Consider the following 22,679-nt stretch of genomic DNA (forward strand, 5'->3'; position numbering starts at 1 on the left):
CCGTAGCCGAGCTCTGCCAATTGATCAATTGACGCATTCGCCGGCGCTGTTATGCAACCGCGGATGGCGGGGCCGCGTGCGCCCCGGCGCCGCGGAGTTTCGTCGATGGACGCGTATTATCTGCCCTCAATTCCGGTGCTCTTGACCTACACGCTCGCGGCGGTCGCGCTGACGCTGACGCCGGGCCCCGACATGACGCTCTTCCTGTCGAAGACGATCAGCCATTCGCGCGCCGCGGGCTTCGCCGCCTTCGCGGGCGCGGCGACGGGCGGGCTCGTCCACTCGATGCTGGTGGCGGTCGGGCTCTCGGCGCTCCTCGTCGCCTCGGTGACGGCGTTCACGGTGCTGAAGGTTGTGGGCGCGGTCTATCTCCTGTGGCTCGCGATCGACGCGCTGCGCAACGGCTCCTCCTTCCAGCTCGCCCCCGACGGGGTGGGCAAGGAGAGCATCCGCTCGGTCTATATGAAGGGGCTGCTGGTCAACCTTCTCAACCCGAAGGTGATCATCTTCTTCCTCACCTTCCTGCCGCAATTCGTCACCGCGACGGACCCCGAGGCGGGCCCGAAGCTCTTCGTGCTCGGCGTGCTCTTCGTGGTGATCTCGATGCCGTTCAACGCGCTGATGGTGCTGTCGGCCGGGCACATCGCCCGCTTCCTGAAGCGCTCGCGCTTCGCGACGCGCGCGATGGACTATCTCTTCGCGACCGTCCTCGGAGGCTTCGCGCTGAAGCTCATCCTCGCGCGCGCCCACTGAGGCGCGAGGGGGCGGGGAGGGGCGCTCCCCGCCGTCGCCGGGTCAGGCGTCCGCGCCGGAGCCGTCGCCGACCGAGATGTGGTCGGCATGGTCGCTGGGGCCGGGGCCGGTGAAGATCTGCCCCATGACCGAGAGGAGCCGCGCGTTGAAGGCGGCCGGGTCGGAGGGCGTCTCCCCGTCGAGGATCTCGGCCGAGCCGAGGAGGAGCCAGGCGGCGTCCGCGATCTTGTCGGCCGAGCCGCCGTTCGCCGCGCGCGCCGCGAGGGTGCGGATCAGCGGGTGGCCGGGGTTCAGCTCCAGGATCGGCTTCACCCCGAAGCCGCCCTTGCCGTGGCGCGAGACGATCTTCTCCATCTGCCGGTCGTAGCCGCCATCGGGGGCGACGAGGCAGGCCGCGCTCGTCGCAAGGCGCGAGGAGGCGCGCACGTCCGAGACGCGGTCGGCGATGGTCTGCTTCACGAGGGCGGAGAGCGTCGCGACGTCGGAGGCCTTCGCCTCTTCCGGCACCTGGTGGTCATTGTGCTTCTTGGCGATGGCGTCGAGATCGGCCGAGCCCTGCGTCACCGACTTGAAGGGCTTGCCCTCATAGCCGAGCGCGGTGCGCACCCAGAAGGCGTCGACCGGGTCGGAGAGGAGCAGAACCTCGACATCGCGCGCGGCGAAACCCTCGAGGTGCGGCGAGGCCGCGACCCGCTCCGGATCCTCGCCGACGACATAATAGATTGCCGTCTGGTTCTCTTTCATGTCGGCGATGTATTCGGCGAGGGTGCGCCCGCCTTCCGGCGCCTTCGTGGTAGCGAAACGCGTGATGGCGAAGAGCTCGTCGCGCCGCTCCGCGTCCTCGTAGAGACCTTCCTTGATGACCGCGCCGAACGCCTCCCAGACCTTGGCGTAGGTCTCGGGCTTGTTGTCGGCGAGCTTCCTCAGTTCGGTGAGGAGACGCTTGGTGGTCGCGCTGCGGATCTGCGCGAGCATCGGGTTCGTCTGCAGCATCTCGCGCGAGAGGTTGAGCGGCAGGTCCTCCGAATCGACGAGGCCGCGCGCGAAGCGCAGATAGCCGGGCAGCAGCGGCGCGTCGTCGGTGATGAAGATCCGCCGCACGTAGAGCTTCATGCGGCCCTTGCGGTCCGGGTCGAAGAGGTCGAACGGGGCCATCTCCGGCACGAAGAGGAGCGTCGTATATTCCTGACGGCCTTCCGCGCGGGTGTGGAGGGTGAGGGCGGGCGTGTCGAAGGCGCCGGCGGTGAACCGATAGAACTCGGTATATTCCTCCTCGGTGATCTCCGAGCGAGGACGGGCCCAAAGCGCCGTCCCGTCGACGAGCTCGCGCGCCGTCTCCTCGCCGGCCTTCCTCACCACGATCGGCACCGGCACGTGGGCCGAGTGGTGCTTGATCAGCCGCTCGACCGCGGCCTCGTCGGCATAGTCGGTGTGCTCGTCGCGCAGCATCAGCGTCACGCGCGTGCCGCGGCGGGGGGCGTCGTCGGACGGCTCGATCTGGAACTCGCCGGAGCCGTCGGAGCGCCAGCGCCATGCGCTCTCGTGGTCGGCGGCGTGGCTGTCGACCACGACCTCGTGCGCGACCATGAAGGCGGAATAGAAGCCGACGCCGAACTGCCCGATCAGCGCCTTGCCGGCATCCTTCTCCTCGAGCGCCTGGCGGAATTTCTCGGTGCCCGAGCGGGCCATCGTGCCGAGATTCTCGATCAGCTCCTCGCGGGACATGCCGATGCCGTTGTCCTCGATGACGAGGCGCTTGGCGTCGGGGTCCACGTTGATCGTGATTTTCAGCGCCGGATCGTCGCCGAGGAGGGCGGGCTCGGTCAGCGCGCTCTGGCGCAGCTTCTCGCAGGCGTCGGCTGCGTTGGAGACGAGCTCGCGCAGGAAGACATCCGGCGTCGAATAGACCGAATGCACCATGAGGTGGAGGAGGCGGGCGACGTCCGCTTCAAAGGCGCGGGTTTCTAAGTGTTCGGTGGTCATCGTCCATAGATAGGGTTGAAGGGGATCCAATGCGCGTCAAATGCGAAGAACGGGCGCGCTGATCAAGAGGATTGCTTGGCGGGGCCGAACGGGTCAGACTTCGACGGCTCACAACAGAAGGGGCGGCTGATGGCCGATGGTGAGGATATAAGTCAGGTGGTGCCGCTCTATCCCCGTATGAGCGGGACCGCGGCGCCCATCTCAACCCCGGCGCACAAGCCCGCGCCACCGATGGTCGCGTTCCACCGCACCGAACTCTCGCAAATCCTCAAGGTCTATGGCCGCATGGTCGCCGCCGGCGAATGGCGCGATTATGCGATCGACCACGCCCGCGAGCAGGCGGTCTTCTCGATCTACCGCCGCATGGGCGAAGTCCCGATGTTCCGCGTGACGAAGACACCGAAGCTCGCGCGCCGCCAGGGCGCCTACGCCGTCGTCTCGGCGCAGGGAATCATCCTGAAGCGCGGGCACGACCTCGAAACGGTGCTGCGCGTCTTCGACAAGAAGCGGCACCTTTCCGTGGTCGGCGACTGACGGCGGACGCGGCGCCGGCGCGATGGGGAAGCGTGCGGGCCTCGCGCTCCTCGTCCTCGTCCTCGCGCTGGCGGCGGGGCGCGTGAGTGCCGAGACCGCGGCCCCCGCGCCCGGCTCGATCCGATTCGCGACCTTCAACGCCGCCCTCACCGAGGATGCGGCGGGCGGGCTCCTGAAGCGCCTGTCGAGCGGGATCGATCCGCAGGCCCGGCGCGTCGCCGAGGTGATCCAGCGCGTGCGGCCCGACGTGCTCGTCCTCCAGGAGATCGACCGCGACGCGGGCGGGGAGAGCCTCACCCTGTTCGTGGACACCTATCTGGCGCGCGGCGAGCAGGGCGCGGCGCCGATCGACTATCCCTTCCGCCTCTTTCCGCCGAGCAACACGGGTGTCCTCTCCGGGGCCGATCTCGACGGGGACGGCACCATCACGCGGCCGGGCGATGCGAAAGGTTTCGGGCGCCATGAGGGGCAGTACGCGTTCGCGATCCTGTCGCACCTGCCGCTCGGCCCGGTGCGCACCTATGCGAACCTCCTGTGGGCGGACATGCCCGGCAGCCTCGTCCCGACGGACTACTATTCGCCGGAGGCCCGGCGCGTGCTGCCGCTCTCCTCGAAGACCCACATCGTGGTGCCGGTGGAGACCGGGGCGGGCGAGATCCTGCTTCTGGCCGCCCATCCGACCCCGCCCGTCTTCGACGATCCGGTCCACGACTGGAACGGGCGGCGGAATGCGGACGAGATCCGCCTCCTCGCCGACCTTCTGGACGGTGCGGTCTATCTCGTGGACGATTCGGGCGAGACCGCCCCGCTCCCGGCCGGGGCGGCGGCGATCGTGGCGGGGGATCTCAACGCCGATCCGGCGCGGGGCGATTCACGCCCCGGCGCGATCGACCGCCTCCTGTCGCACCCGCGCCTCGTCGATCCCGTGCCCGCCTCGCCGTACGGCGATGCTACGGCGGACTTCTCGTCCGGGCGGATGCGGGTCGACTATGTGCTGCCGACGCGCGGGCTCGACATCACCGGGGCGGGGGTGTTCTGGCCGGCGGCCGGCGATCCGCTCGCGCGCCTCGACGCGGCCTCGGACCACCATCTCGTCTATGTTGACGTGCGCCGGCCCTGACGGCGTTCAGCCGATCGTGATCGTGAAGCGGTTGTCGAAGGCGACATAGCCGCGGATCGGGGCCATCTCGTCATAGGGACGGTCATAGCTCCAGGCCGCGTTTTCCAGGGTGTGCGGGCCGATGGTGAGCGAATAGTAGGTGGTGTCGCCCTTGAAGGGGCAGTGGGTCGTCTTCGCGGTCGGTGCGAGACCGGCCGAAATGTCCGCCGGCGGCACGTAGGCGCGGGCGGGATAGCCGTCTTCGCGCAGGATGACCGCCGCCGTGGTGGCCGCGACGATCTCCTCGCCGAGCGTGATCGTGACCGGGGTCGGGCCGGCGTCGAGCACGATCTTGTGGTCGGGGCGGGCGCGGAAGCCGGGGGCGGGATTGACCATGTGTCGTTCCTCCTGATCCATCGCCGTCATGTCGGGTCTTGCGCGGCGGATGCAATTCAAGCCGCCTTCTCCGGGTCTTGAGTTGCTGGCGGCCATTCGATCGCTTATTTCGAACGAGTCGAAACTTCGCGGCGGCTTTGAACCGCCTGGGGAGATACCGAATGTTCATTCAGACCGAGTCGACGCCGAACCCGGAGACTCTGAAGTTCCTGCCGGGCAAGTCCGTCATGGAAAGCGGCGTCGCGGACTATCGTTCCGTCGACGAGGCGGGCGCCTCGCCGCTCGCCAAGCGCCTCTTCGCCGTCGATGGCGTCACGGGCGTGTTCCTTGGAAATGATTTCATCTCCGTCTCCAAGGACGGGACGCCCTGGCCGCACCTGAAGCCGGCCGTGCTCGGCGCCATCATGGAGCACTATCTCTCGGGCGATCCGGTGATCGTGGGTGAGGGGGGCGACGAGGCCGCCGTCACCGCCGAGGAGAGCTATTCCGAAGCGGACGCGGCGACCGTCGCGATGATCAAGGAACTGCTCGACGAGCGCGTCCGCCCCGCTGTCGCCAGCGATGGCGGCGACATCATCTTCCGCTCCTACAAGGACGGGGTGGTGCACCTCTCGATGCGCGGCGCGTGCGCCGGCTGCCCGTCCTCCACGATGACGCTGCAGATGGGCATCCAGAACCTGCTGCGTCACTTCATCCCCGAGGTGCGGGAGGTTCGTCCGGTCGCCTGATGCGCGTCCTCGCGCTCGATACGGCGCTGGACCACGTCCAGGCGGCGCTGGTCTCGCTGCCGGACGGCTCGATCCTCGGCGCCTCCTCGGCGATGGCCAAGGGCGACGCCGAGGCGATCGCCGACCATGCCGACGCCGCCCTCGCGGCCGCAGGCGCCACCTATCAGGACATCGACGCGATCGCCGTCACCGTCGGCCCCGGCTCGTTCACCGGGGTCCGCGTCGGCATCGCGTTCGCGAAGGGGCTCGCCTTCGCGCTCGGCGTCCCGGCGGCCGGGGTCTCGACGCTCGAGGCGCTGGCGCGGGAGGCCGATGCACCGGTCCTCGCCGCGATCGACGCGCGCCACGGGGCGGTCTTCGCCGCGCTCTTCCCGGATGACGGCTACGAGCCCTCGCTCATGGCCCGCATCGGCGTGGAGGCGGCGCGGGCGGCGGCCGCCGAGGCGGGCGCCACCATCGTCGGCCCGGCGAGCGCGATCGCCGCGCTCGGCGACGGGCGGGCGGTGGATCGGGTCGATCTCGCCCGCCTCGCGGCCGCATCCGTTGCCGGCAAGGCACGGGCCGTCCACGCTCTCTACCTTGCGCCCGTCGACGCGGCGCCCCAGCGGCACAAATCGCTGGCGCGCGCGTGATGGTTGTGGCCAACTATGCGGGCTATGAGAACGATGGATCTGGCGTGATTGGTTGGCTTTCTCCCCCCCGCACAGTCGACGCCGTGCAGCCGGCGGACTACGACACTTTGGAGGAGATTCACGCGGCCTCGTTCACCGGCCCCTGGTCGGCGGACGAGCAGGCTGCGCTGAACGACAAGCCCAATGTGTCGACTTTCGTGGCCCGTCGCGGCAGCGCGACGGCGAGCCGGCGGCCGATCGGCTTCATCACCGTCCGCTTCGCCGCGGACGAAGGCGAAGTATTGACGATGGCCGTCCACCCGCGCCATCGCCGGGCGGGGATCGGGCGTCTCCTCCTCAACGCGGCGTTGCGCCATCTCTACGCGGCCCGCGTCACCGAGGTGTTTCTCGAGGTGGATCCGCAGAACGAGGCGGCCCTGTCGCTCTATCGCAGCGCCGGCTTCGTGAAGGTGGGCGAGCGGCCCGATTATTATCACGACGCCCAGGGCCCCCATAAGGCGCTGACGATGCGGCTGCAGATCAACCAGCCGACGGCGATGGCCAAATTCGGATGACCGGTCCGAACGTGACGGGGACGGACGAGTGACGACAATCCGGGCGATCGGCGTCATCGTCGCGCTCGCGCTGATTTCGCTGGTGCTGATCCCGCTTCAGCTGATCGCGATGGCGCTGAAGATGAAGACGGCGACGCGGCGGCTGCCGCTCCTGTGGCACCGCCTTGCGACGCGCGTCATCGGCATCCGCGTGCATGTCCACGGCGCGGCGACGGCGGAGCGGCCGCTCCTGCTCGTCTCCAACCACGTCTCCTGGCTCGACATCACGGTGCTCGGCTCGGTGATGGAGCTCTGCTTCATCTCGAAGTCAGAGGTGGCGGCCTGGCCGATCTTCGGCCTCTTCGCCAAGCTCCAGCGCTCGGTCTTCGTGGAGCGCGACCGCCGGCACAAGACGGGCACGGTCGCGAACGAGATCGCGGACCGGCTGAAGGACGGGGACGTCCTCGTCCTTTTCGCGGAGGGGACCTCCTCGAACGGGATCCACGTCCTCCCCTTCCGCACGGCGCTGATCGGCGGGGCGGTGCGCGCGGCCGAGGCCGGCGGCGCGGAGGTGACGATCCAGCCGCTCGCCATCAACTACACCCAGCTTCACGGCCTGCCGATTGGCCGGTTCCATAAGCCCCGCGTCGCGTGGTACGGCGACATGGATATGCCGCCACATCTGTGGTGGATCCTGAAACACGGTGAGATCGACGTGGACGTCGCGTTTGGCGCCCCCATCCCGCTCCGGGAGGGGATCGACCGCAAGCGCGCCGCGAAAGAGGCCGAAGCGGTCGTGCGCCATCTTGTCGGCGAGGCGACCGCGGGCCGCTTGGTGCGGGGCGCGCCGGTGGCGCCGAAGGCGCGCGAGGCCGCGTAGAGAAGAGGCGAGATGGAAAAGCGGGCCTTCATCAAGAGCTACGGCTGCCAGATGAACGTCTATGACGCGACGCGGATGGCCGATCAGCTGCGCGCGGAAGGCTATGCGATCGTCGAGGAGGCGGAAGGCGCCGACCTCGTCCTTCTCAACACGTGCCACATTCGCGAGAAGGCGGCCGAGAAGGTCTATTCCGAGCTCGGCCGGCTGAAGAACGCGCGCGGCGCCTCGGGCGAGCGCACGCTGATCGGCGTCGCCGGCTGCGTCGCCCAGGCCGAGGGCGAGGAGATCATCCGCCGCCAGCCGCGCGTCGACTTCGTGGTCGGTCCGCAGGCCTATCACCGCCTGCCCGCGCTCATCAAAGGCGCGGAGGCGGGCCAGAAGCCGGTCGACACCGATTTTCCGGCCGAGGACAAGTTCAACCACCTCGCCCAGCCGACGCGCCGGGCGATCACCGCGCGCGGCGTCACCGCCTTCCTCACCGTGCAGGAAGGGTGCGACAAGTTCTGCGCCTTCTGCGTCGTCCCCTACACGCGCGGGGCCGAGGTCTCGCGTCCGGTCGCCGAGATCGTGGCCGAGGCGGAGCGGCTCGTGGAGGCGGGGGTGCGCGAGATCACGCTGCTCGGCCAGAACGTCAACGCCTATCACGGGGCGGACGGGCGGGGCGGGCACGCGAGCCTTGCCGATCTCGTCGGCCGTCTCGCCGGGATCGAGGCGCTCGCCCGCATCCGCTTCACGACGAGCCATCCGAACGACATGGGCGAGGACCTCATCGCCGCCCATCGCGACGAAGCGAAGCTGATGCCCTACCTGCACCTGCCGGTGCAGGCGGGCTCGGACACGGTGCTCAAGGCGATGAACCGCAAGCACCGCGCCGCCGACTATGTGGCGCTGATCGCGAAGATTCGCGCCGCGCGGCCGGACCTTGCCCTCTCCGGCGACTTCATCGTCGGCTTCCCGGGCGAGACCGATGCCGATTTCGAGGCGACGATGGCGATCGTGCGCGAGGTCGGCTACGCGGCCGCCTATTCGTTCAAATACAGCCCGCGGCCGGGCACGCCCGCCGCCGGACGCGAGGACCAGGTGGAGGAGGCGGTGAAGGCCGAGCGCCTCCAGCGCCTCCAGGCGCTGCTCCTCGATCAACAGCGCGATTTCAACAGGGCTTGCGTTGGACGCCGACTCCCGGTTCTCATTGAGAAAGCGGGGCGGCGCGAAGGGCAATGGGTCGGACGCTCACCGTACCTGCAGCCGGTTCATATTCCTGCCGATGCGGGAGGCATCGGCGATATTGTGGAGGTCGACATAAGCGCGGCAGAAGGCAACAGCCTCTTCGGCACGGCGGTCGAGGGCCACGCGCGGCCTTCACGGAGTCGGGCCGCTTGAGCGTCGCGTCGACGGAAGGCGAGACGCTCGCCCTCGCATTCGACGACAACCGCTTGGCCAGCGAGCTCTTCGGCCAATTCGACCAGCACCTCGCCATCCTGGAATCGAAGCTCGACATTGAGGCGACGGCCCGGGGCAACGAGGTGACCATCCGCGGGACCGAGGAGGGCTGCGCACAGGCCCGTCTCGCCCTGCAGCACCTCTATGCGCGCCTCAAGAAGGGCCACCGGATCGAGCGGGCCGATGTCGACGGCGCCATCCGCATGGCACGCGCCAAGGACCGCCAGCTCTCCCTCCCGACGATCGAGCGGCCGCAGTCGGTCGCCCAGATCGCGACGCGCAAGCGCTCGGTCGAGGCGCGCTCGCCCACCCAGAACACCTATATCCGCGCGCTCGAGGCCAACGAGATGGTGTTCGGCGTCGGTCCGGCCGGCACCGGCAAGACCTTCCTCGCCGTCGCCTTCGCCGCGCAGTGCCTGGAACGGGGCCTCGTCGACCGGATCATCTTGTCGCGCCCGGCGGTCGAGGCGGGGGAGCGGCTCGGCTTCCTCCCCGGCGACATGAAGGAAAAAGTCGACCCGTATCTGCGCCCGCTCTACGACGCGCTCTACGAGATGATGCCGGCCGACAAGGTCGATCGCGGCCTTCAGACGGGTGTCATCGAAGTGGCACCTCTCGCCTTTATGCGTGGGCGCACGCTCAGCAACGCGGTGGCGATCCTGGACGAGGCGCAGAACACCACCGCGATGCAGATGAAGATGTTTCTGACCCGTCTCGGTGAGAACGCGCGCATGGTGGTGACCGGCGACCCGTCGCAGATCGACCTGCCGAACGGCGTGCCGTCCGGGCTCAAGGAGGCGCTTCGGATCCTCAAAGGTGTGGACGGGATCGCGCAGGTCCACTTCCGCGGCGAAGACGTCGTCCGCCACGAGCTTGTCGCCCGGATCGTCGCCGCTTATGATTCCGACACGAAAAAGCAGGAAGATGGGGAATGACCCCGACCCAAGATGAAGATGTCATGGCGGGACCAGCGTCGCTGCCGGCATCCGTTCGGGTCGAGGACCCACGCTGGGAGGCGTCCGATCCGGTCGCGCTCGCAGACGTGGTGCTGACGGCATTGTCCGCTTCCGGCTCGTCGCCGAACCATCCGGCGATGGCGGACATCCTCTTCACGAGCGATGCGGTGATGGCGGACCTGAACTCTCGCTATCGCGGCAAGAACGGGCCGACCAACGTGCTCGCCTTCCCGTCCGGCGAGGCGCCGCAGCCAGGGATTCCGTACTCCCTGGGCGGAATCGCGCTCGGTTTCGAGACGGCGGAGAAAGAAGCGCGTGAGCGGGCCATTCCATTGGCCCACCATGCAACCCATCTGACGCTGCACGGTATGCTGCATCTGCTCGGTTACGACCACGAGAATGAGGTCGACCGGGAGGAGATGGAGCGTGTCGAAGTCAATATTTTGGGGGGTCTCGGAATCCCGAACCCTTACGAAGGGAGCTGAGAGAGCGCTCTAAGTCGAGTGCTTGCAGGACAAATGGCCGACGCAGATAGTCCCCGCGCGGCTGGCCCCAACGGGTCGGCCGCCGCACATAAAACCGACGGTGAGGAGGGCTGGTTCGACCGCGTCCTGACCGTATTCGGCCTTCGCCCGACCGAAGGCCTCCGCGAGAATCTCGCCCAGGCGCTTGCCGACGATGCCGGAGAAGATTCCATCTTCTCGACGGAAGAGCGGCGACTGCTGCAGAACATCCTTTCGCTGAGAGACGTTCGAATCCTCGACGTGATGGTCCCCCGCGCCGACATCGATGCGGTGCCGGAGACGATCTCGCTCGCCGATCTCATGAAGATGTTCCGCGAGGCCGGCCATTCGCGCCTGCCCGTCTATCGCGACACGCTCGACGATCCGGTGGGCTTCGTCCACGCCAAGGACGTGATGATCCGCGTCGCCGAGGAGGCGATGGCCGACGAGGGCCTCAATTTCGGCGCCGTCGACCTGTCGCGCGCGCTCGCCGACATGGACATCATCCGCCCGGTTCTCTTCGTGCCGCCCTCCATGCCCGCCATGGACCTCATGGTGCGCATGCAGGCCAACCGCACCCAGCTCGCCCTCGTCGTCGACGAATATGGCGGGACGGACGGCCTCGTGTCGTTGGAAGACCTCATCGAAGAGGTGGTCGGCGATATCGAGGACGAGTACGACTGGCCTGACGAACCGACGATGACCGCGGTCGACGAGAGGGTCTGGTATGCGGACGCGCGCGTGGCGGTGGACGATTTCGCCGAAGAGGCCGGGATCGCCTTCCCCGAGGAAGAATTGCTCGAGGACGTCGACACGCTGGGCGGCATCGTCTTCGCGATCCTGGGGCGCGTCCCGGTGCGCGGGGAGATCGTCACCTCGCCCGAGCTGCCGGGCTTCACGTTCGAGGTGCTCGATGCGGACCCGCGCCGCATCAAGCGCGTCAAGGTGACCTGTCCGCCCGATGCGATCGCCCCACAGGAGCAGTCGTTCAGCGGCAAGTGAGACGGCGCCGGCGGAGACCTCCGCCGGACCCGCTCCGGCCGATGCGAGCGACGGCGTGAGCCTTCCCGAACGAACCGGCCCGGCCGGCCGCAGCGCGACCAGCACGTCCACGGCGGGCGGGGCGTTCGCCTCGCGCTGGAGCCGGGTCGCGACGGCGTTCGCGGCCGGGATCATCCTCGGCTTCAGCCTCCCGCCCTACGACTTCTTCCCCGCCGTCTTCGCCTACAGCGCCCTCCTGGTGGTGCTGATGGCGGGGGAGGCGCGGGTGCGGCGTCGCATGGCGGAGCGCGCGCTCCTCGGCGGTGTGTTCGGCTTCGGCTATCACCTGATGGGGCTCTGGTGGGTCGGGGCGGCCTTCCTCGTCGACGCCGACACGTTCGGCGCGCTCCTGCCGCTCGGCGTCATCGGGCTGCCGCTGATGCTCGCGCCCTTCTATGCGCTCGCCGCCATGCTCGTCGGCCTCGCGCCGCGCACCGTCGCCTGGCAGGCCGTCGCGCTCGCCCTCGCGATCTCGGCGACGGACGTCCTGCGCGGCCTCATCCTCTCCGGCTTCCCGTGGAACGCGGCGGGGCTGGCCTTCTCCGATTTCGAGATCCTGCGCCAGAACGCGGCCTTCATCGGGATGGACGGGCTCGCGGTGCCGGCGGTCCTCATCGGCTGCGCGCCGGCCCTCTTCTTCACGCGCGGGAGCCGCTGGCTCCTCATGCCCGTCGGGGCGATGCTCGCCATCATGCTGATCGCGGGGCTCGCGCGGCTGAATTCGGCCCCGGTCGAGAGCGCCAACGCGCCGCGCATCCGGATCGTGCAGCCAGCGGTGCCGCAGGCCGACAAGTGGGCGGCCGAGCATCGCACCGAGATCTGGCAGCGCCTCCTCGACCTTTCCGCACCGGAGGGGGCGGGGGTGGCCGACGTCGTCATCTGGCCGGAGACGGCGCTCCCCTTCCTCTACCGCGTGCCGAGCCTCGAGGCGGACGAGATCTCCGAGGCGATGCAGTGGACGGCGACGCTCGTCACCGGCGCGGTCGAGCTTGTCGAGACGGAGACCGGCCGCCGCGCGACGAACAGCATCTTCGTGATCGGCCCGGATGGGCAGCTTCGCGGCCGTTACGACAAGGTCCACCTCGTCCCCTTCGGCGAGTTCCTGCCCTTCGCCGGCCTGATGGACCGGCTCGGCTTCCGCAAGATCGTGGAGGGGACGAGCCAGTTCCTCGCCGGGACGGAGCGGGCGCCGCTCACGATTCCCGGCCTGCCGCCCGCGCTGCCACTCATCTGCTACGAGATCATCTTCCCCGATGTCGGCCGCACCGAGGGGATCGGGTGGATCGTCAACGTCACCAACGATGCCTGGTTCGGCGACACGCCCGGTCCGCGCCAGCATTTGCGCCAGGCGCAAATGCGCGCGATCGAACAGGGAGTTCCCGTCGTGCGCGCAGCGAACAACGGGATCTCGGCCGTAATCGACACCCAGGGCCATCTCGTCGGCTCTCTGGCGCTCGATGAGATCGGGTTTCTGGACGCGCGGCTGCCGCCCGTGCGCGCATCGCTGTACCCGACACTCGGCAATGGGGTGCTGTTCGGGTTGTGGATCCTCGGCCTCGCCGCGCTATTCATCGCGCGTCGCATGAAGAAGGCGTAACGCGACAGGATCCATGAGACGTGATACATACAACCGACGCTTATGGGGATTTGTGTCAAAACACTTTTAGCTTGTTCGTGTGCAACCAATCAGGGTACGTTGCGGTTTGTCTCACACAGACTGATTGGATCCGCACCGGCCACCAGGGACGATCACCAGGCCCAGCGGATTTTGACATCACCCGTATTTGAGTGAGGCAAGAAGATGGAACAGTGTGAATCGATGGCGCCGCGCAAACAGCCCAACCCGATCGACATCCACGTCGGCAGCCGCCTGAAGCTGCGCCGCACGATGCTTGGGATGACGCAGGAGAAGCTGGGCGACAAGCTCGGTGTGACGTTCCAGCAGGTCCAGAAGTACGAGAAGGGTGCCAACCGCATCGGCGCGAGCCGCCTGCAGGAGATCTCGCAGATCCTCGACGTTCCGGTGTCCTTCTTCTTCGAGGACGCGATCCAGGCCGATGGCGGCGCCGCCCGCGTGTCCGAATTCGGCTTCGCCGACGATGGCGCCGCCTCGTTCGAGGTCTCGCGCGGCTCGGTCAGCGAGGCGCACGCCCTCGCCCGCGCCTTCAGCCAGATCGAGGATGCGCGCATCCGCCGCCGAATCATCGACCTCGTCGAAACGCTGGCCGACGCCCGCCGCATGTAGAGCGGGCCGCCGGGGCCCGGAACGCCTCACCCGGTCAGGGTCGACGGGCCGATAGGCGCGCGTTCCGCGAAGTCCATTCGGGCCATTGTTGACCAATCCCGGCGCTTTTGATTGAACTGTGGCCGCCTGGCTCCGCGACTTCGTGCGGGTGCCAGGCGCTTTGCGTCTCTGGGGCTGCGGTCAGCCCCCAACCCTTACCCCTCCCAGGACGACGGCCGGTCCGTTCTGGCATGAAAGTTATCAATTTGGCCCGGAAATCCTATCTGTTCTCGAGCGAGTCGGTCTCCGAAGGCCATCCGGACAAGGTCTGTGACCGGATCTCCGACGCTGTCGTCGACGCGTTCCTCGCCGAGATGCCGGAAGCACGCGTTGCCTGTGAGACCCTCGCCACCACCAATCGCGTCGTGATCGCGGGTGAGACGCGCGGCCCCGACTCCATCAACGCCGATGTGGTCGAACAGCTTGCGCGCGACGCGATCCGCGATATCGGGTACGAGCAGGACGGCTTCCACTGGAAGACCGCGGACGTCGCGGTCCACCTCCACGCCCAGTCCGCGCACATCGCGCAGGGCGTTGATTCGGCCGGCAACAAGGACGAGGGCGCCGGCGACCAGGGGATCATGTTCGGCTATGCCTGCACCGAGACGCCGGTGCTCATGCCCGCGCCGATCCACTACAGCCACGCGATCCTGAAGCGCATGGCCGACGCCCGCAAGTCGGGCGAGGCCCCGAAGCTCGGCCCCGACGCCAAGAGCCAGGTCACGCTGCGCTACGAGAACCGCGTTCCGGTCGCCTGCACCTCCATCGTGGTCTCCACCCAGCACATCGACGAGTCGATGACGTCGGACGACGTGCGCGCCGTGGTCGAGCCCTATGTGCGTGAGGTCATGCCGGCCGCGTGGATCTCCGAGGACACGATCTGGTACGTCAACCCGACCGGCAAGTTCGTGATCGGCGGTCCGGACGGCGATTGCGGCCTCACCGGGCGCAAGATCATCGTCGACACCTATGGCGGCGCGGCCCCGCACGGCGGCGGCGCGTTCTCCGGCAAGGACCCGACGAAGGTCGACCGCTCGGCCGCCTATGCCGCGCGTTATCTCGCGAAGAATGTCGTCTCGGCCGGCCTCGCCGACCGTTGCTGCATCCAGCTCGCCTACGCGATCGGCGTCTCCCAGCCGCTGTCGGTCTATGTCGACACCTACGGCACCGGGAAGGTCGAGGAAGAGGCGATCGAGAAGGCCATCGGCCGCTCGATGGACCTGTCGCCGCGCGGCATCCGCACGGCCCTTCAGCTCAACAAGCCCATCTATGCCCGTTCCGCCGCCTACGGCCATTTCGGCCGCGAGCCCGATGCGGACGGCGGTTTTTCCTGGGAGAAGACGGATCTCGCCGAGACCCTCGCACGCGAAGTCTGATCTCACGATCCGCGAGGCGTCGCACGGCGACCTTGCGAGGCTTGCTGACATCGCGGAGGCCTCCTTCGGCGTCTACGTCGAAGCGATCGGCCGCCGCCCCACACCGATGGACATGGACTTCGCCGCGACCCTCGCGGCGAAGTCCATTCTCGTTGCGGCGCGTCCAGGAGAGGACGCGCCGTGCGGCTATGTCGTGTTCGAGCGCCTCGCGGAGGGGCCGGGCTATATCGCCGTCCTCGCCGTCTCGCCCGATGCGCAGGGGCTCGGCATCGGGCCGCGCCTCCTCGCCGCGGCCGAGGAGCGGCTGCGGCGCGAGGGGGCGACCCTCGTCACCCTCCACACCAACGCCAAGATGACCGGCAACATCGTCCTCTACCCCCGCCTCGGCTATCGCGAGACCGGGCGGCATGCGGAGGCCGGCTTCAACCGCGTCTATTTCGAGAAGGTGCTGCCGCCTGCGATCGCGGTGAAAAGCACGGTGGAGGGCCTTTATGGCCGCCGCCGCGTCCACGGCCACAAGGCCGACCCCACCTACGACCGCTTCGCGATCGATCCGGACATCCCGTTCGCCGAACAGACCCTCTTCGCGCGGCCCGTCGAGACGTTGCGCATGGAGGTCGGCTTCGGGGGAGGGGAGCATCTCCTCGACCATGCGCGGCGCGCGCCGGAGATCGGCCTCATCGGCGTCGAGCCGTTCGAGAGCGGGATGATGAAGGCGGTCCGCATCGTCGAAGCCGAGGGGATCGACAATCTGCGCCTCTATATGGGCGACGCGCGGCGCATCCTCGAATGGGTCCCGGAGGGCGCGCTCGACCGGGTCGACGTGCTCTATCCGGACCCGTGGCCGAAGCGGAAGCACTGGAAGCGGCGCTTCATCTCGATCGACGGGCTCGACCGGCTGGCGCGTGCCGTGCGGCCGGGCGGCAGCGTCCGCTTCGCCTCCGACATCCCGTCATACGTCGCCTGGACGCGCGCGCACGTTGCGGCCCATCCTGACTTCACCCTCGCGAGCGACACGACCGAGCCCTATCCCGGCTGGCCCGGCACCCGCTACGAGGCGAAGGCGTTCCGCGAGGGGCGCACCCCGCGCTATCTGACGCTGGCGCGGCGCTGATCTCGGGGCGGCGACCCGGACGCACCGAGAAGAGACGCACCGACAAAAAAGCCTGGCGCCGGATCGATCGCTCGACCCGGCGCCAGGCTTTTTTCGTTCAAGGCGGGCGCCGCGCGGGGCGGCGCCGCGCCGGTCAGTTGACGCCGAAGCTCGCGATCGCGGCCATGTTGACGAGGTCCGCGTCGCGCGCACCGAACGGCACGATCTGCACGGGCTTGTCGAGGCCGACGAGGATCGGGCCGAGAACCGTCGAGCCGCCGAGCTCCTGCACCAGCTTGGTGGAGATCGCCGCCGAATCGAGGCCCGGCATAAGGAGGACGTTCGCCGGACCCGAGAGGCGGCAGAACGGGTAGGCGCTCATCAGGTTCGCGTTGAGCGCGACGTCCGCCCCCATCTCGCCGTCGAACTCGAAGTCGACGCGGCGCTTGTTGAGGATCGCGACCGCCTCCTGCACCCGGCTCGCGCGCTCGCCCGGCGGGTTGCCGAAATTGGCGTAGGCGAGCATCGCGATCCGCGGCTCGTAGCCGAGGCGGCGGGCGACGCGCGCGGCCTCCTCGGCGATGTCGGCGAGATCGGCCGCGGACGGGTCGTCATGCACGGCGGTGTCGGCAACGAGCACGGCGCGCCCGCGCGTGTGGACGAGCGACACGCCGATGATCTTGTGGCCGGGCTTCGTCGAGATGACCTGGCGCACCACGTCGAGCGCGACGGCATAGTTGCGAGTCACGCCCGTGACGAGCGCGTCCGCGTCGCCGAGCGCCACCATGGTCGCCCCGAAATAGTTGCGGTCCTGGTTGATCATGCGCTGGCAGTCGCGGAAGAGGTGACCGCGGCGCTGGAGCTTCGAGTAGAGATATTGGGCGTAGTCGGCCGTGCGGCGGGAGATGCGCGCGTTGGCGATCTCAAGGCCCGGACGCATCTCGATGCCGGCCTGGAAGGCCTGGTCGCGCACGGTCTCCTCGCGGCCGATCAGGATCGCGGTGCCGAGCTCCTGGTTCACGAAGGAGGCGGCGGCGCGGATGACGGCCTCTTCCTCGCCCTCGGCGAAGACGACGCGCTTCGGCGCCTGACGCACCTTGGTGAAGATGCGCGACAGGGAGCCCGCGACCGGATCGCGCCGGGCCGACAGCTCCTCGCCATAGCGCTCGAGGTCGACGATCGGGCGGCGCGCGACGCCGGTGCGCATCGCGGCCTTGGCGACCGCCGGCGGGATCGTGGAGATGAGGCGCGGGTCGAACGGCACGGGAATGATGTATTCCTTGCCGAAGCGCGGGCGCTGGCCCTGATAGGCGGCGGCGACCTCGTCCGGCACGTCCTCGCGGGCGAGGGCGGCGAGCGCCTCGGCGGCGGCCACCTTCATGTCCTCGTTGATGGCGGTCGCCCGCACGTCGAGCGCGCCGCGGAAGATGTAGGGGAAGCCGAGGACGTTGTTGACCTGGTTCGGATAGTCGGACCGGCCGGTGGCGACGATCGCGTCGTCACGGATCTCGGCGACCTCTTCCGGCGTCACTTCCGGGTCGGGGTTCGCCATCGCGAAGATGATCGGGTTGGGCGCCATGGAGCGCACCATCTCGCGCGTCATCGCGCCCTTCACCGACACGCCGAAGAAGACGTCCGCCCCGTCGAGCGCCTCGCTGAGGGAGCGTGCGTCGGTCTCGGCGGCGTGGGCCGACTTCCACTGGTTCATGCCCTCCTCGCGGCCCTGATAGATCGGGCCCTTCGTGTCGCAGAGGATGACATTGTTGTGCGGCACGCCCATCGCCTTGACGAGCTCGACGCAGGCGATGCCCGCCGCGCCCGCGCCGTTGCAGACGATCTTCGTGTTCGTCAGCGTGCGCCCGGTGAGGTGCAGCGCGTTGATGAGGCCGGCGGCGGCGATGATCGCGGTGCCGTGCTGGTCGTCGTGGAAGACGGGGATGTCCATCATCTCGCGCAGCGCGCTCTCGATGAGGAAGCAGTCCGGCGCCTTGATGTCTTCGAGGTTGATGCCGCCGAAGGACGGGCCGAGATAGCGCACCGAGTTGATGAAGGCGTCGACGTCCTGCGTGTCGACCTCGATGTCGATGCCGTCGATGTCGGCGAAGCGCTTGAAGAGGACGGCCTTGCCCTCCATCACCGGCTTGGAGGCCAGCGCGCCGAGATTGCCGAGGCCGAGGATCGCCGACCCGTTCGAGATGACGGCGACGACGTTGCCGCGCGTCGTGTAGTCGAAGGCCCGGTCCGGGTCCTCCGCGATGGCGCGCACCGGGACCGCGACGCCGGGCGAATAGGCCAGCGACAGGTCGCGCTGGGTCGCCATCGGCTTGGTCGGCGTGACCTCAAGCTTGCCGGGTCGGCCGCGCTGGTGGAATTCCAGGGCCTCTCCGTCAGTAATCGTGGCTCGGCCGCGCCGGCTGGTTTCCGCGTCCACGGCGTCTCTCCCTCTAACTCTTTGAGTTTAGAGGTACGCAATTTCGCGCCTCTACGTCCATATGCTGATTGCGTGTTTTGCCTGCGAGAATGGAGCGCACGCAGTGGAATATCAGTCTGCGACCTCTTGTGGAGGGATGCGTCGCGACTGTGAAGTCTTCGCCCGCGCGCCTTGCGTGCGCTGACCGCCCCCGGCAGGCTTGCCCTGCAGGAAGAGGGCGGCGACCACCATGGAGGCGATGAGCGAGCGGATCGAGGAGGGGGCGACGCCCAGCCTGGAGGCCCAGGTCGCGCAGGCGACGCCCATGATGGCGCAATATCTCTCGATCAAGGCCGACCATACCGAAGGCCTCCTCTTCTATCGCATGGGCGATTTCTACGAGCTCTTCTTCGAGGACGCCGAGATCGCCGCGAAGGCGCTGTCGATCCACTGCACGACGCGCGGCACGCACATGGGCGAGCCGATCAAGATGGCGGGCGTCCCGGTTCACGCGGCGGAAGAATATCTGTCGCGCCTGATCGCGCAGAATTTCCGCGTCGTCATCGCCGAGCAGACCGAGGATCCGGCCGAGGCGAAGAAGCGGGGCGCGAAGTCCGTCGTCGCGCGCGCCGTGGTGCGGATCGTGACGCCCGGAACGCTGACCGAGGAGCGCCTCCTTGATCCGGGCCGCGCCTCGCGCCTCGTCGCGGTCGCCGCCCACAAAGGCGGCTACGGGATCGCGTCGGCCGACGTCGCGTCCGGCCGCTTTCACCTCTGCGCCACCGACGAGGCCGGGCTCCTCGGCGAACTCGCCCGGATCGATCCGGTCGAGCTGATCGCGGCGGAGGGGCTGGAGCTGCCGGCGCTGCCGAGGCGGGTGACGGTCGGGCGGCGCGTGCCGTCCGAGTTCCGCGCCAACGACGCGGCGGAGCGGCTCGCGGCGGCCTTCGGCGTCGCCGATCTTGCCGCCTTCGGCACCTTCTCGCCCGTCGAGGCGGCGGCGGGGCTCGCCCTCGTCAACTATCTCGCCGAGACGCAGCTCGACAATGCGCCCCCGCTCGATCCGCCCGCGAAGGACGAGCCCGGCGACGTGATGGCGATCGACGCCGCGACGCGGGCGAGCCTGGAACTCACCCGACCGACGCGGCCGGATGGGCCGACCCTCCTCTCCGCGGTCGACCGCACCGTCTCCGGCATCGGCGCGCAGCGGCTCGGCGAGCGCCTGTCGAGCCCGTCGACGAACCGCATCCTCATTGCCGAGCGCCACGACGGTGTCGCCGCCTTCGTCGACGACGCGCTGGCGCGCTCGGCCGTTCGCGCGGCGTTGCGCGGCGTGCCGGACGTTTTGCGCGCGGTCGGACGCCTCGCGGCCGGGCGCGGCCAGCCGCGTGACGCGCTCGCCGTCTCGCGTGCGCTCGCCGCCGCCGCCACCGCCCACGCGGCGCTCCCGGTCGAGCGGCCGCCGATCCTCGCGTCCATCGCCGAGGCGCTCAGCGAGACGCCGGGCGAGATCGGCGCGCGCCTTGGCGCGATGCTCGACGAGCGTGCCGCCGCCGCCAACCATCCGGACGGCTACATCGCCCACGGCATCGACCCCGCGCTCGACGAGGCGCGCACTCTGCGCGACGAGAGCCGGCGCTACGTCGCCGCCCTCCAGGCCGACTACCAGAACGAGACCGGCGTCCGCTCGCTGAAGATCAAGCACAATGCGGTGCTCGGCTGGTTCATCGAGGTGCCGGTCGGCCACGCCGACACGCTGCGCGGGCACGAGGCCTTCTCGCACCGCCAGAGCCTCGCAAGCCAGGTCCGCTTCACCACCGAGCCACTGCGCGATCTCGAAAGCCGGATCCTCGCCGCGTCCGACGATGCGCGCTCGCGCGAGCAGGCGATCTTCGCCGATCTCGTCGCCGGGATCATCGCGGCACGCCCGTTTCTCTCCCGCGTCGCCGAGGGGATGGCCGAGCTCGACGTCACCGCCGCGCTGGCCGAGGTCGCGGTGGAGCGGCGCTGGGTCCGCCCCACGGTCGAGGACGGGCTCGCCTTCGCGGTGGAGGACGGGCGGCATCCGGTGGTGGAGGCGGCGCTGTCCGACGCCTCGCTCTTCGTGCCGAACGGGTGTGACCTCACGCCGGGGGAGGGGGAGAATGCTGCGCGGGCGATCATCCTCACCGGCCCCAATATGGGCGGCAAGTCGACCTATCTGCGCCAGAACGCGCTGATCGCGATCCTCGCCCAGGCGGGCTCCTTCGTGCCGGCGGCGCGCGCGCGGATCGGCATCGTCGACCGCCTCTTCAGCCGCATCGGCGCGTCGGACGATCTCGCCGCCGGCCGCTCCACCTTCATGGTCGAGATGGTCGAGCTCGCGGCGATCCTGAACCAGGCCGGGCGCGGCGCGCTCGTCATCCTCGACGAGATCGGGCGCGGCACGGCGACCTTCGACGGCCTCTCGATCGCCTGGGCGGCGCTGGAGCGCCTGAACGAGATCGGCTGCCGCACGCTCTTCGCGACCCATTATCACGAGCTGACGGCGCTCTCCGACCGCCGCCCCCGAATCCACAACGCGACGATGCGGGTGAAGGAATGGCGTGGCGACATCGTCTTCCTCCACCAGGTGGAGCCGGGCGCGGCGGACCGCTCCTACGGCGTGCAGGTCGCGCGCCTCGCGGGGCTTCCGGCCGCCGTGGTGCGTCGTGCGCGCGATGTGCTGAATCGCCTGGAAGAGACCGATCGCGGCGCCGCGCGCGCCGCCCTCATGGCCGACCTGCCGCTCTTCGCGACGGCGGCGCCCGCCGCGACGCCGGCCCTTGCCGCCTCGAAGGCGCTGGAAGTGCTGGACGGGATCGACCCGGACGCCCTATCCCCTCGTGAGGCACTTGAGGCTCTCTATGAGCTGAAGGCCGCCCGCAGAGCGGAAGGGGGAGACGAATAATGCCCAAGGGTTATTGGATTGCCCACGTCGATGTCGACGATGAGGAAGGCTACAAGGAATATATCGGCATGAACGCGGAGCCGATCACCCGGCATGGTGGTCGCTTTCTGGTCCGCGGCGGCCGGTTCGAGGGGATCGAGGGGACGAAGCGCGCGCGCAACGTCATCATCGAGTTCCCGTCCTACCAGGCCGCGCTCGACTGCATGAATTCCGAGGCCTATCAGGCCGCGCTCGCGGTGCGGCGGAAGTATTCCAAGGCCGACGTCATCGTGATCGAGGGCTACGAAGGCCCCCAGCCGGGCGAATGATGAAGATCGGCGTTGTTGGCGCCGCCGGCCGCATGGGCCGGGCGCTGGTGCGGGCGGTCGACGAGGAGGCGCGCACCACGCTCGCCGCCGCCGTCGAGCGTCCGGGCTCGCCCGATGTCGGCGCGGATGCGGGCAGCCTCGCCGGGCTCCCCGCGTGCGGCATCACGGTGGGAGACGACGTCGCCGCGTTCGCCGATTGCGACGCGGTGCTCGACTTCACGACACCCGCGACGAGCACCGCGCTCGCCGCGCGGCTGTCGGTGATGGGCGTCGCCCACATCATCGGCACGACCGGGTGCGGGCCTGAGGACGACGCGGCGATCGCGCAGTCGGCCGCGAACATCGTGATCGTCAAATCCGGGAACATGTCGCTCGGCGTGAACCTCCTTGCCGCACTCGTGCGCCGCGCCGCGCGCGCGTTGCCTGAGGCGGACCTCGAGGTTCTCGAGATGCACCACCGGCGCAAGGTCGACGCGCCGTCGGGCACGGCGCTCCTCCTCGGCGAGGCGGCGGCGGAAGGGCGGGGGATCAATCTCGGCGATCACGCCGTCTACACGCGGGAGGGTCACACCGGGCCGCGCGAGGCGGGGACGATCGGGTTCGCGACGCTGCGCGGCGGCACCGTGATCGGTGAGCATCAGGTGATCCTGGCGCTGAACAGCGAGCGCGTCACGCTCGGCCACATCGCCGAGGATCGCAGCGTCTTCGCCAATGGTGCGGTGGCGGCGGCGCTCTGGACGAAGGATCGCCCGGCCGGTCTCTACGGCATGGACGACGTTCTCGGCCTCACCGCCGAGTAGA

General features: G+C 69.0%; 21 protein-coding genes. 18 read left to right on the forward strand and 3 right to left on the reverse strand.

The genetic code is table 11. From position 1 onward, the window contains the following. Window positions 1-105: 105 nt before the first annotated feature. Window positions 106-753, forward strand: a complete 648-nt coding sequence (locus tag DBV35_RS03910; RefSeq protein WP_108658920.1) for a LysE family translocator — start codon at window positions 106-108, stop codon at window positions 751-753. Between the two features lie 42 nt (window positions 754-795). On the opposite strand, the gene htpG is transcribed toward DBV35_RS03910, so the two are convergent. Continuing rightward, window positions 796-2,736 carry a molecular chaperone HtpG gene (htpG, locus tag DBV35_RS03915; RefSeq protein WP_108658921.1) on the reverse strand — a complete coding sequence of 647 codons (1,941 nt, stop codon included), beginning with the start codon at window positions 2,734-2,736 and terminating at the stop codon, window positions 796-798. A gap of 177 nt (window positions 2,737-2,913) precedes the next feature. On the opposite strand from htpG, the gene DBV35_RS03920 reads away from it, so the two are divergent. Together DBV35_RS03920 and DBV35_RS03925 are read left to right on the forward strand one after the other, a co-directional pair. Then, window positions 2,914-3,270 carry a DUF2794 domain-containing protein gene (locus tag DBV35_RS03920; RefSeq protein ID WP_245943921.1) on the forward strand — a complete coding sequence of 119 codons (357 nt, stop codon included), beginning with the start codon at window positions 2,914-2,916 and terminating at the stop codon, window positions 3,268-3,270. Between the two features lie 22 nt (window positions 3,271-3,292). Continuing rightward, the gene (locus DBV35_RS03925) at window positions 3,293-4,390 is read left to right on the forward strand and encodes an endonuclease/exonuclease/phosphatase family protein (protein ID WP_108658923.1); all 1,098 of its coding nucleotides are present in this window, start codon (window positions 3,293-3,295) and stop codon (window positions 4,388-4,390) included. Between the two features lie 6 nt (window positions 4,391-4,396). Here DBV35_RS03925 and DBV35_RS03930 read toward each other — a convergent pair whose 3' ends face one another. Next, entirely contained in the window at window positions 4,397-4,765 is a 369-nt protein-coding gene (locus DBV35_RS03930) for a DUF427 domain-containing protein (RefSeq protein WP_157961569.1), read from the reverse strand. Between the two features lie 161 nt (window positions 4,766-4,926). Between DBV35_RS03930 and DBV35_RS03935 the strand changes: the two genes are divergently transcribed. The 12 genes from DBV35_RS03935 to DBV35_RS30495 all read left to right on the forward strand — a co-directional run bounded on the left by DBV35_RS03935 (window position 4,927) and on the right by DBV35_RS30495 (window position 16,252). Then, window positions 4,927-5,493 carry a NifU family protein gene (locus DBV35_RS03935; protein WP_108658925.1) on the forward strand — a complete coding sequence of 189 codons (567 nt, stop codon included), beginning with the start codon at window positions 4,927-4,929 and terminating at the stop codon, window positions 5,491-5,493. Continuing rightward, window positions 5,493-6,125: a tRNA (adenosine(37)-N6)-threonylcarbamoyltransferase complex dimerization subunit type 1 TsaB gene (gene tsaB / locus DBV35_RS03940; RefSeq protein ID WP_108658926.1), complete on the forward strand. Its 633-nt coding sequence runs from the start codon at window positions 5,493-5,495 to the stop codon at window positions 6,123-6,125. Before DBV35_RS03935 ends, tsaB begins: the two co-directional genes overlap by 1 nt. Before the next feature lie 107 nt (window positions 6,126-6,232). After that, window positions 6,233-6,679 carry a ribosomal protein S18-alanine N-acetyltransferase gene (gene rimI, locus DBV35_RS03945; RefSeq protein ID WP_157961570.1) on the forward strand — a complete coding sequence of 149 codons (447 nt, stop codon included), beginning with the start codon at window positions 6,233-6,235 and terminating at the stop codon, window positions 6,677-6,679. A gap of 28 nt (window positions 6,680-6,707) precedes the next feature. Then, window positions 6,708-7,538 (forward strand): lyso-ornithine lipid O-acyltransferase, encoded by an 831-nt coding sequence (gene olsA / locus DBV35_RS03950; protein ID WP_245943830.1) that lies wholly within the window; start codon window positions 6,708-6,710, stop codon window positions 7,536-7,538. Window positions 7,539-7,550: 12 nt separating this feature from the next. After that, window positions 7,551-8,918 (forward strand): tRNA (N6-isopentenyl adenosine(37)-C2)-methylthiotransferase MiaB, encoded by a 1,368-nt coding sequence (gene miaB / locus DBV35_RS03955; protein WP_108658928.1) that lies wholly within the window; start codon window positions 7,551-7,553, stop codon window positions 8,916-8,918. Continuing rightward, a complete protein-coding gene (locus tag DBV35_RS03960) occupies window positions 8,915-9,913 on the forward strand; it encodes a PhoH family protein (protein ID WP_108658929.1) in 999 nt (332 codons plus the stop codon). The genes miaB and DBV35_RS03960 overlap by 4 nt, the downstream gene beginning before the upstream one ends. After that, a complete protein-coding gene (ybeY, locus tag DBV35_RS03965) occupies window positions 9,910-10,419 on the forward strand; it encodes an rRNA maturation RNase YbeY (RefSeq protein ID WP_108658930.1) in 510 nt (169 codons plus the stop codon). Before DBV35_RS03960 ends, ybeY begins: the two co-directional genes overlap by 4 nt. A gap of 33 nt (window positions 10,420-10,452) precedes the next feature. After that, the gene (locus DBV35_RS03970; protein WP_108658931.1) at window positions 10,453-11,439 is read left to right on the forward strand and encodes a hemolysin family protein; all 987 of its coding nucleotides are present in this window, start codon (window positions 10,453-10,455) and stop codon (window positions 11,437-11,439) included. Between the two features lie 55 nt (window positions 11,440-11,494). After that, entirely contained in the window at window positions 11,495-13,075 is a 1,581-nt protein-coding gene (gene lnt / locus DBV35_RS03975; protein WP_108658932.1) for an apolipoprotein N-acyltransferase, read from the forward strand. Window positions 13,076-13,297: 222 nt separating this feature from the next. After that, complete coding sequence (locus DBV35_RS03980) at window positions 13,298-13,723, forward strand: helix-turn-helix domain-containing protein (RefSeq protein ID WP_108658933.1); 426 nt, start codon at window positions 13,298-13,300, stop codon at window positions 13,721-13,723. Between the two features lie 245 nt (window positions 13,724-13,968). Then, on the forward strand, window positions 13,969-15,138 hold the full coding sequence (gene metK / locus DBV35_RS03985) for a methionine adenosyltransferase (RefSeq protein ID WP_108658934.1): 1,170 nt from the start codon (window positions 13,969-13,971) through the stop codon (window positions 15,136-15,138). A 112-nt stretch (window positions 15,139-15,250) separates the two neighbouring features. Then, a complete protein-coding gene (locus tag DBV35_RS30495; RefSeq protein ID WP_245943831.1) occupies window positions 15,251-16,252 on the forward strand; it encodes a GNAT family N-acetyltransferase in 1,002 nt (333 codons plus the stop codon). Window positions 16,253-16,385: 133 nt separating this feature from the next. On the opposite strand, the gene DBV35_RS03995 is transcribed toward DBV35_RS30495, so the two are convergent. Further along, window positions 16,386-18,662, reverse strand: a complete 2,277-nt coding sequence (locus DBV35_RS03995) for an NADP-dependent malic enzyme (RefSeq protein ID WP_108658936.1) — start codon at window positions 18,660-18,662, stop codon at window positions 16,386-16,388. 238 nt (window positions 18,663-18,900) lie between these two features. On the opposite strand from DBV35_RS03995, the gene mutS reads away from it, so the two are divergent. From mutS to dapB, 3 genes are read left to right on the forward strand one after another with little or no spacing between them, the layout of a single operon-like run. Next, entirely contained in the window at window positions 18,901-21,570 is a 2,670-nt protein-coding gene (gene mutS / locus DBV35_RS04000) for a DNA mismatch repair protein MutS (RefSeq protein WP_108660538.1), read from the forward strand. Further along, a complete protein-coding gene (locus DBV35_RS04005; RefSeq protein WP_108658937.1) occupies window positions 21,570-21,878 on the forward strand; it encodes a DUF1330 domain-containing protein in 309 nt (102 codons plus the stop codon). The genes mutS and DBV35_RS04005 overlap by 1 nt, the downstream gene beginning before the upstream one ends. Beyond that, window positions 21,878-22,678, forward strand: a complete 801-nt coding sequence (dapB, locus tag DBV35_RS04010; protein ID WP_108660539.1) for a 4-hydroxy-tetrahydrodipicolinate reductase — start codon at window positions 21,878-21,880, stop codon at window positions 22,676-22,678. The genes DBV35_RS04005 and dapB overlap by 1 nt, the downstream gene beginning before the upstream one ends. Window position 22,679 lies beyond the last annotated feature (1 nt).

This window comes from Acuticoccus kandeliae, assembly GCF_003073115.1.

Bases quoted from the DNA above. Each gene is read 5' to 3' on its own strand.
- DBV35_RS03910 (WP_108658920.1), top strand. From the start codon at position 106: ATGGACGCGTATTATCTGCCCTCAATTCCGGTGCTCTTGACCTACACG.
- htpG (WP_108658921.1), bottom strand. From the start codon at position 2,736: ATGACCACCGAACACTTAGAAACCCGCGCCTTTGAAGCGGACGTCGCC.
- DBV35_RS03920 (WP_245943921.1), top strand. From the start codon at position 2,914: ATGAGCGGGACCGCGGCGCCCATCTCAACCCCGGCGCACAAGCCCGCG.
- DBV35_RS03925 (WP_108658923.1), top strand. From the start codon at position 3,293: ATGGGGAAGCGTGCGGGCCTCGCGCTCCTCGTCCTCGTCCTCGCGCTG.
- DBV35_RS03930 (WP_157961569.1), bottom strand. From the start codon at position 4,765: ATGGTCAATCCCGCCCCCGGCTTCCGCGCCCGCCCCGACCACAAGATC.
- DBV35_RS03935 (WP_108658925.1), top strand. From the start codon at position 4,927: ATGTTCATTCAGACCGAGTCGACGCCGAACCCGGAGACTCTGAAGTTC.
- tsaB (WP_108658926.1), top strand. From the start codon at position 5,493: ATGCGCGTCCTCGCGCTCGATACGGCGCTGGACCACGTCCAGGCGGCG.
- miaB (WP_108658928.1), top strand. From the start codon at position 7,551: ATGGAAAAGCGGGCCTTCATCAAGAGCTACGGCTGCCAGATGAACGTC.
- ybeY (WP_108658930.1), top strand. From the start codon at position 9,910: ATGACCCCGACCCAAGATGAAGATGTCATGGCGGGACCAGCGTCGCTG.
- DBV35_RS03970 (WP_108658931.1), top strand. From the start codon at position 10,453: ATGGCCGACGCAGATAGTCCCCGCGCGGCTGGCCCCAACGGGTCGGCC.
- DBV35_RS03980 (WP_108658933.1), top strand. From the start codon at position 13,298: ATGGCGCCGCGCAAACAGCCCAACCCGATCGACATCCACGTCGGCAGC.
- DBV35_RS30495 (WP_245943831.1), top strand. From the start codon at position 15,251: ATGGACTTCGCCGCGACCCTCGCGGCGAAGTCCATTCTCGTTGCGGCG.
- mutS (WP_108660538.1), top strand. From the start codon at position 18,901: ATGAGCGAGCGGATCGAGGAGGGGGCGACGCCCAGCCTGGAGGCCCAG.
- DBV35_RS04005 (WP_108658937.1), top strand. From the start codon at position 21,570: ATGCCCAAGGGTTATTGGATTGCCCACGTCGATGTCGACGATGAGGAA.
- dapB (WP_108660539.1), top strand. From the start codon at position 21,878: ATGAAGATCGGCGTTGTTGGCGCCGCCGGCCGCATGGGCCGGGCGCTG.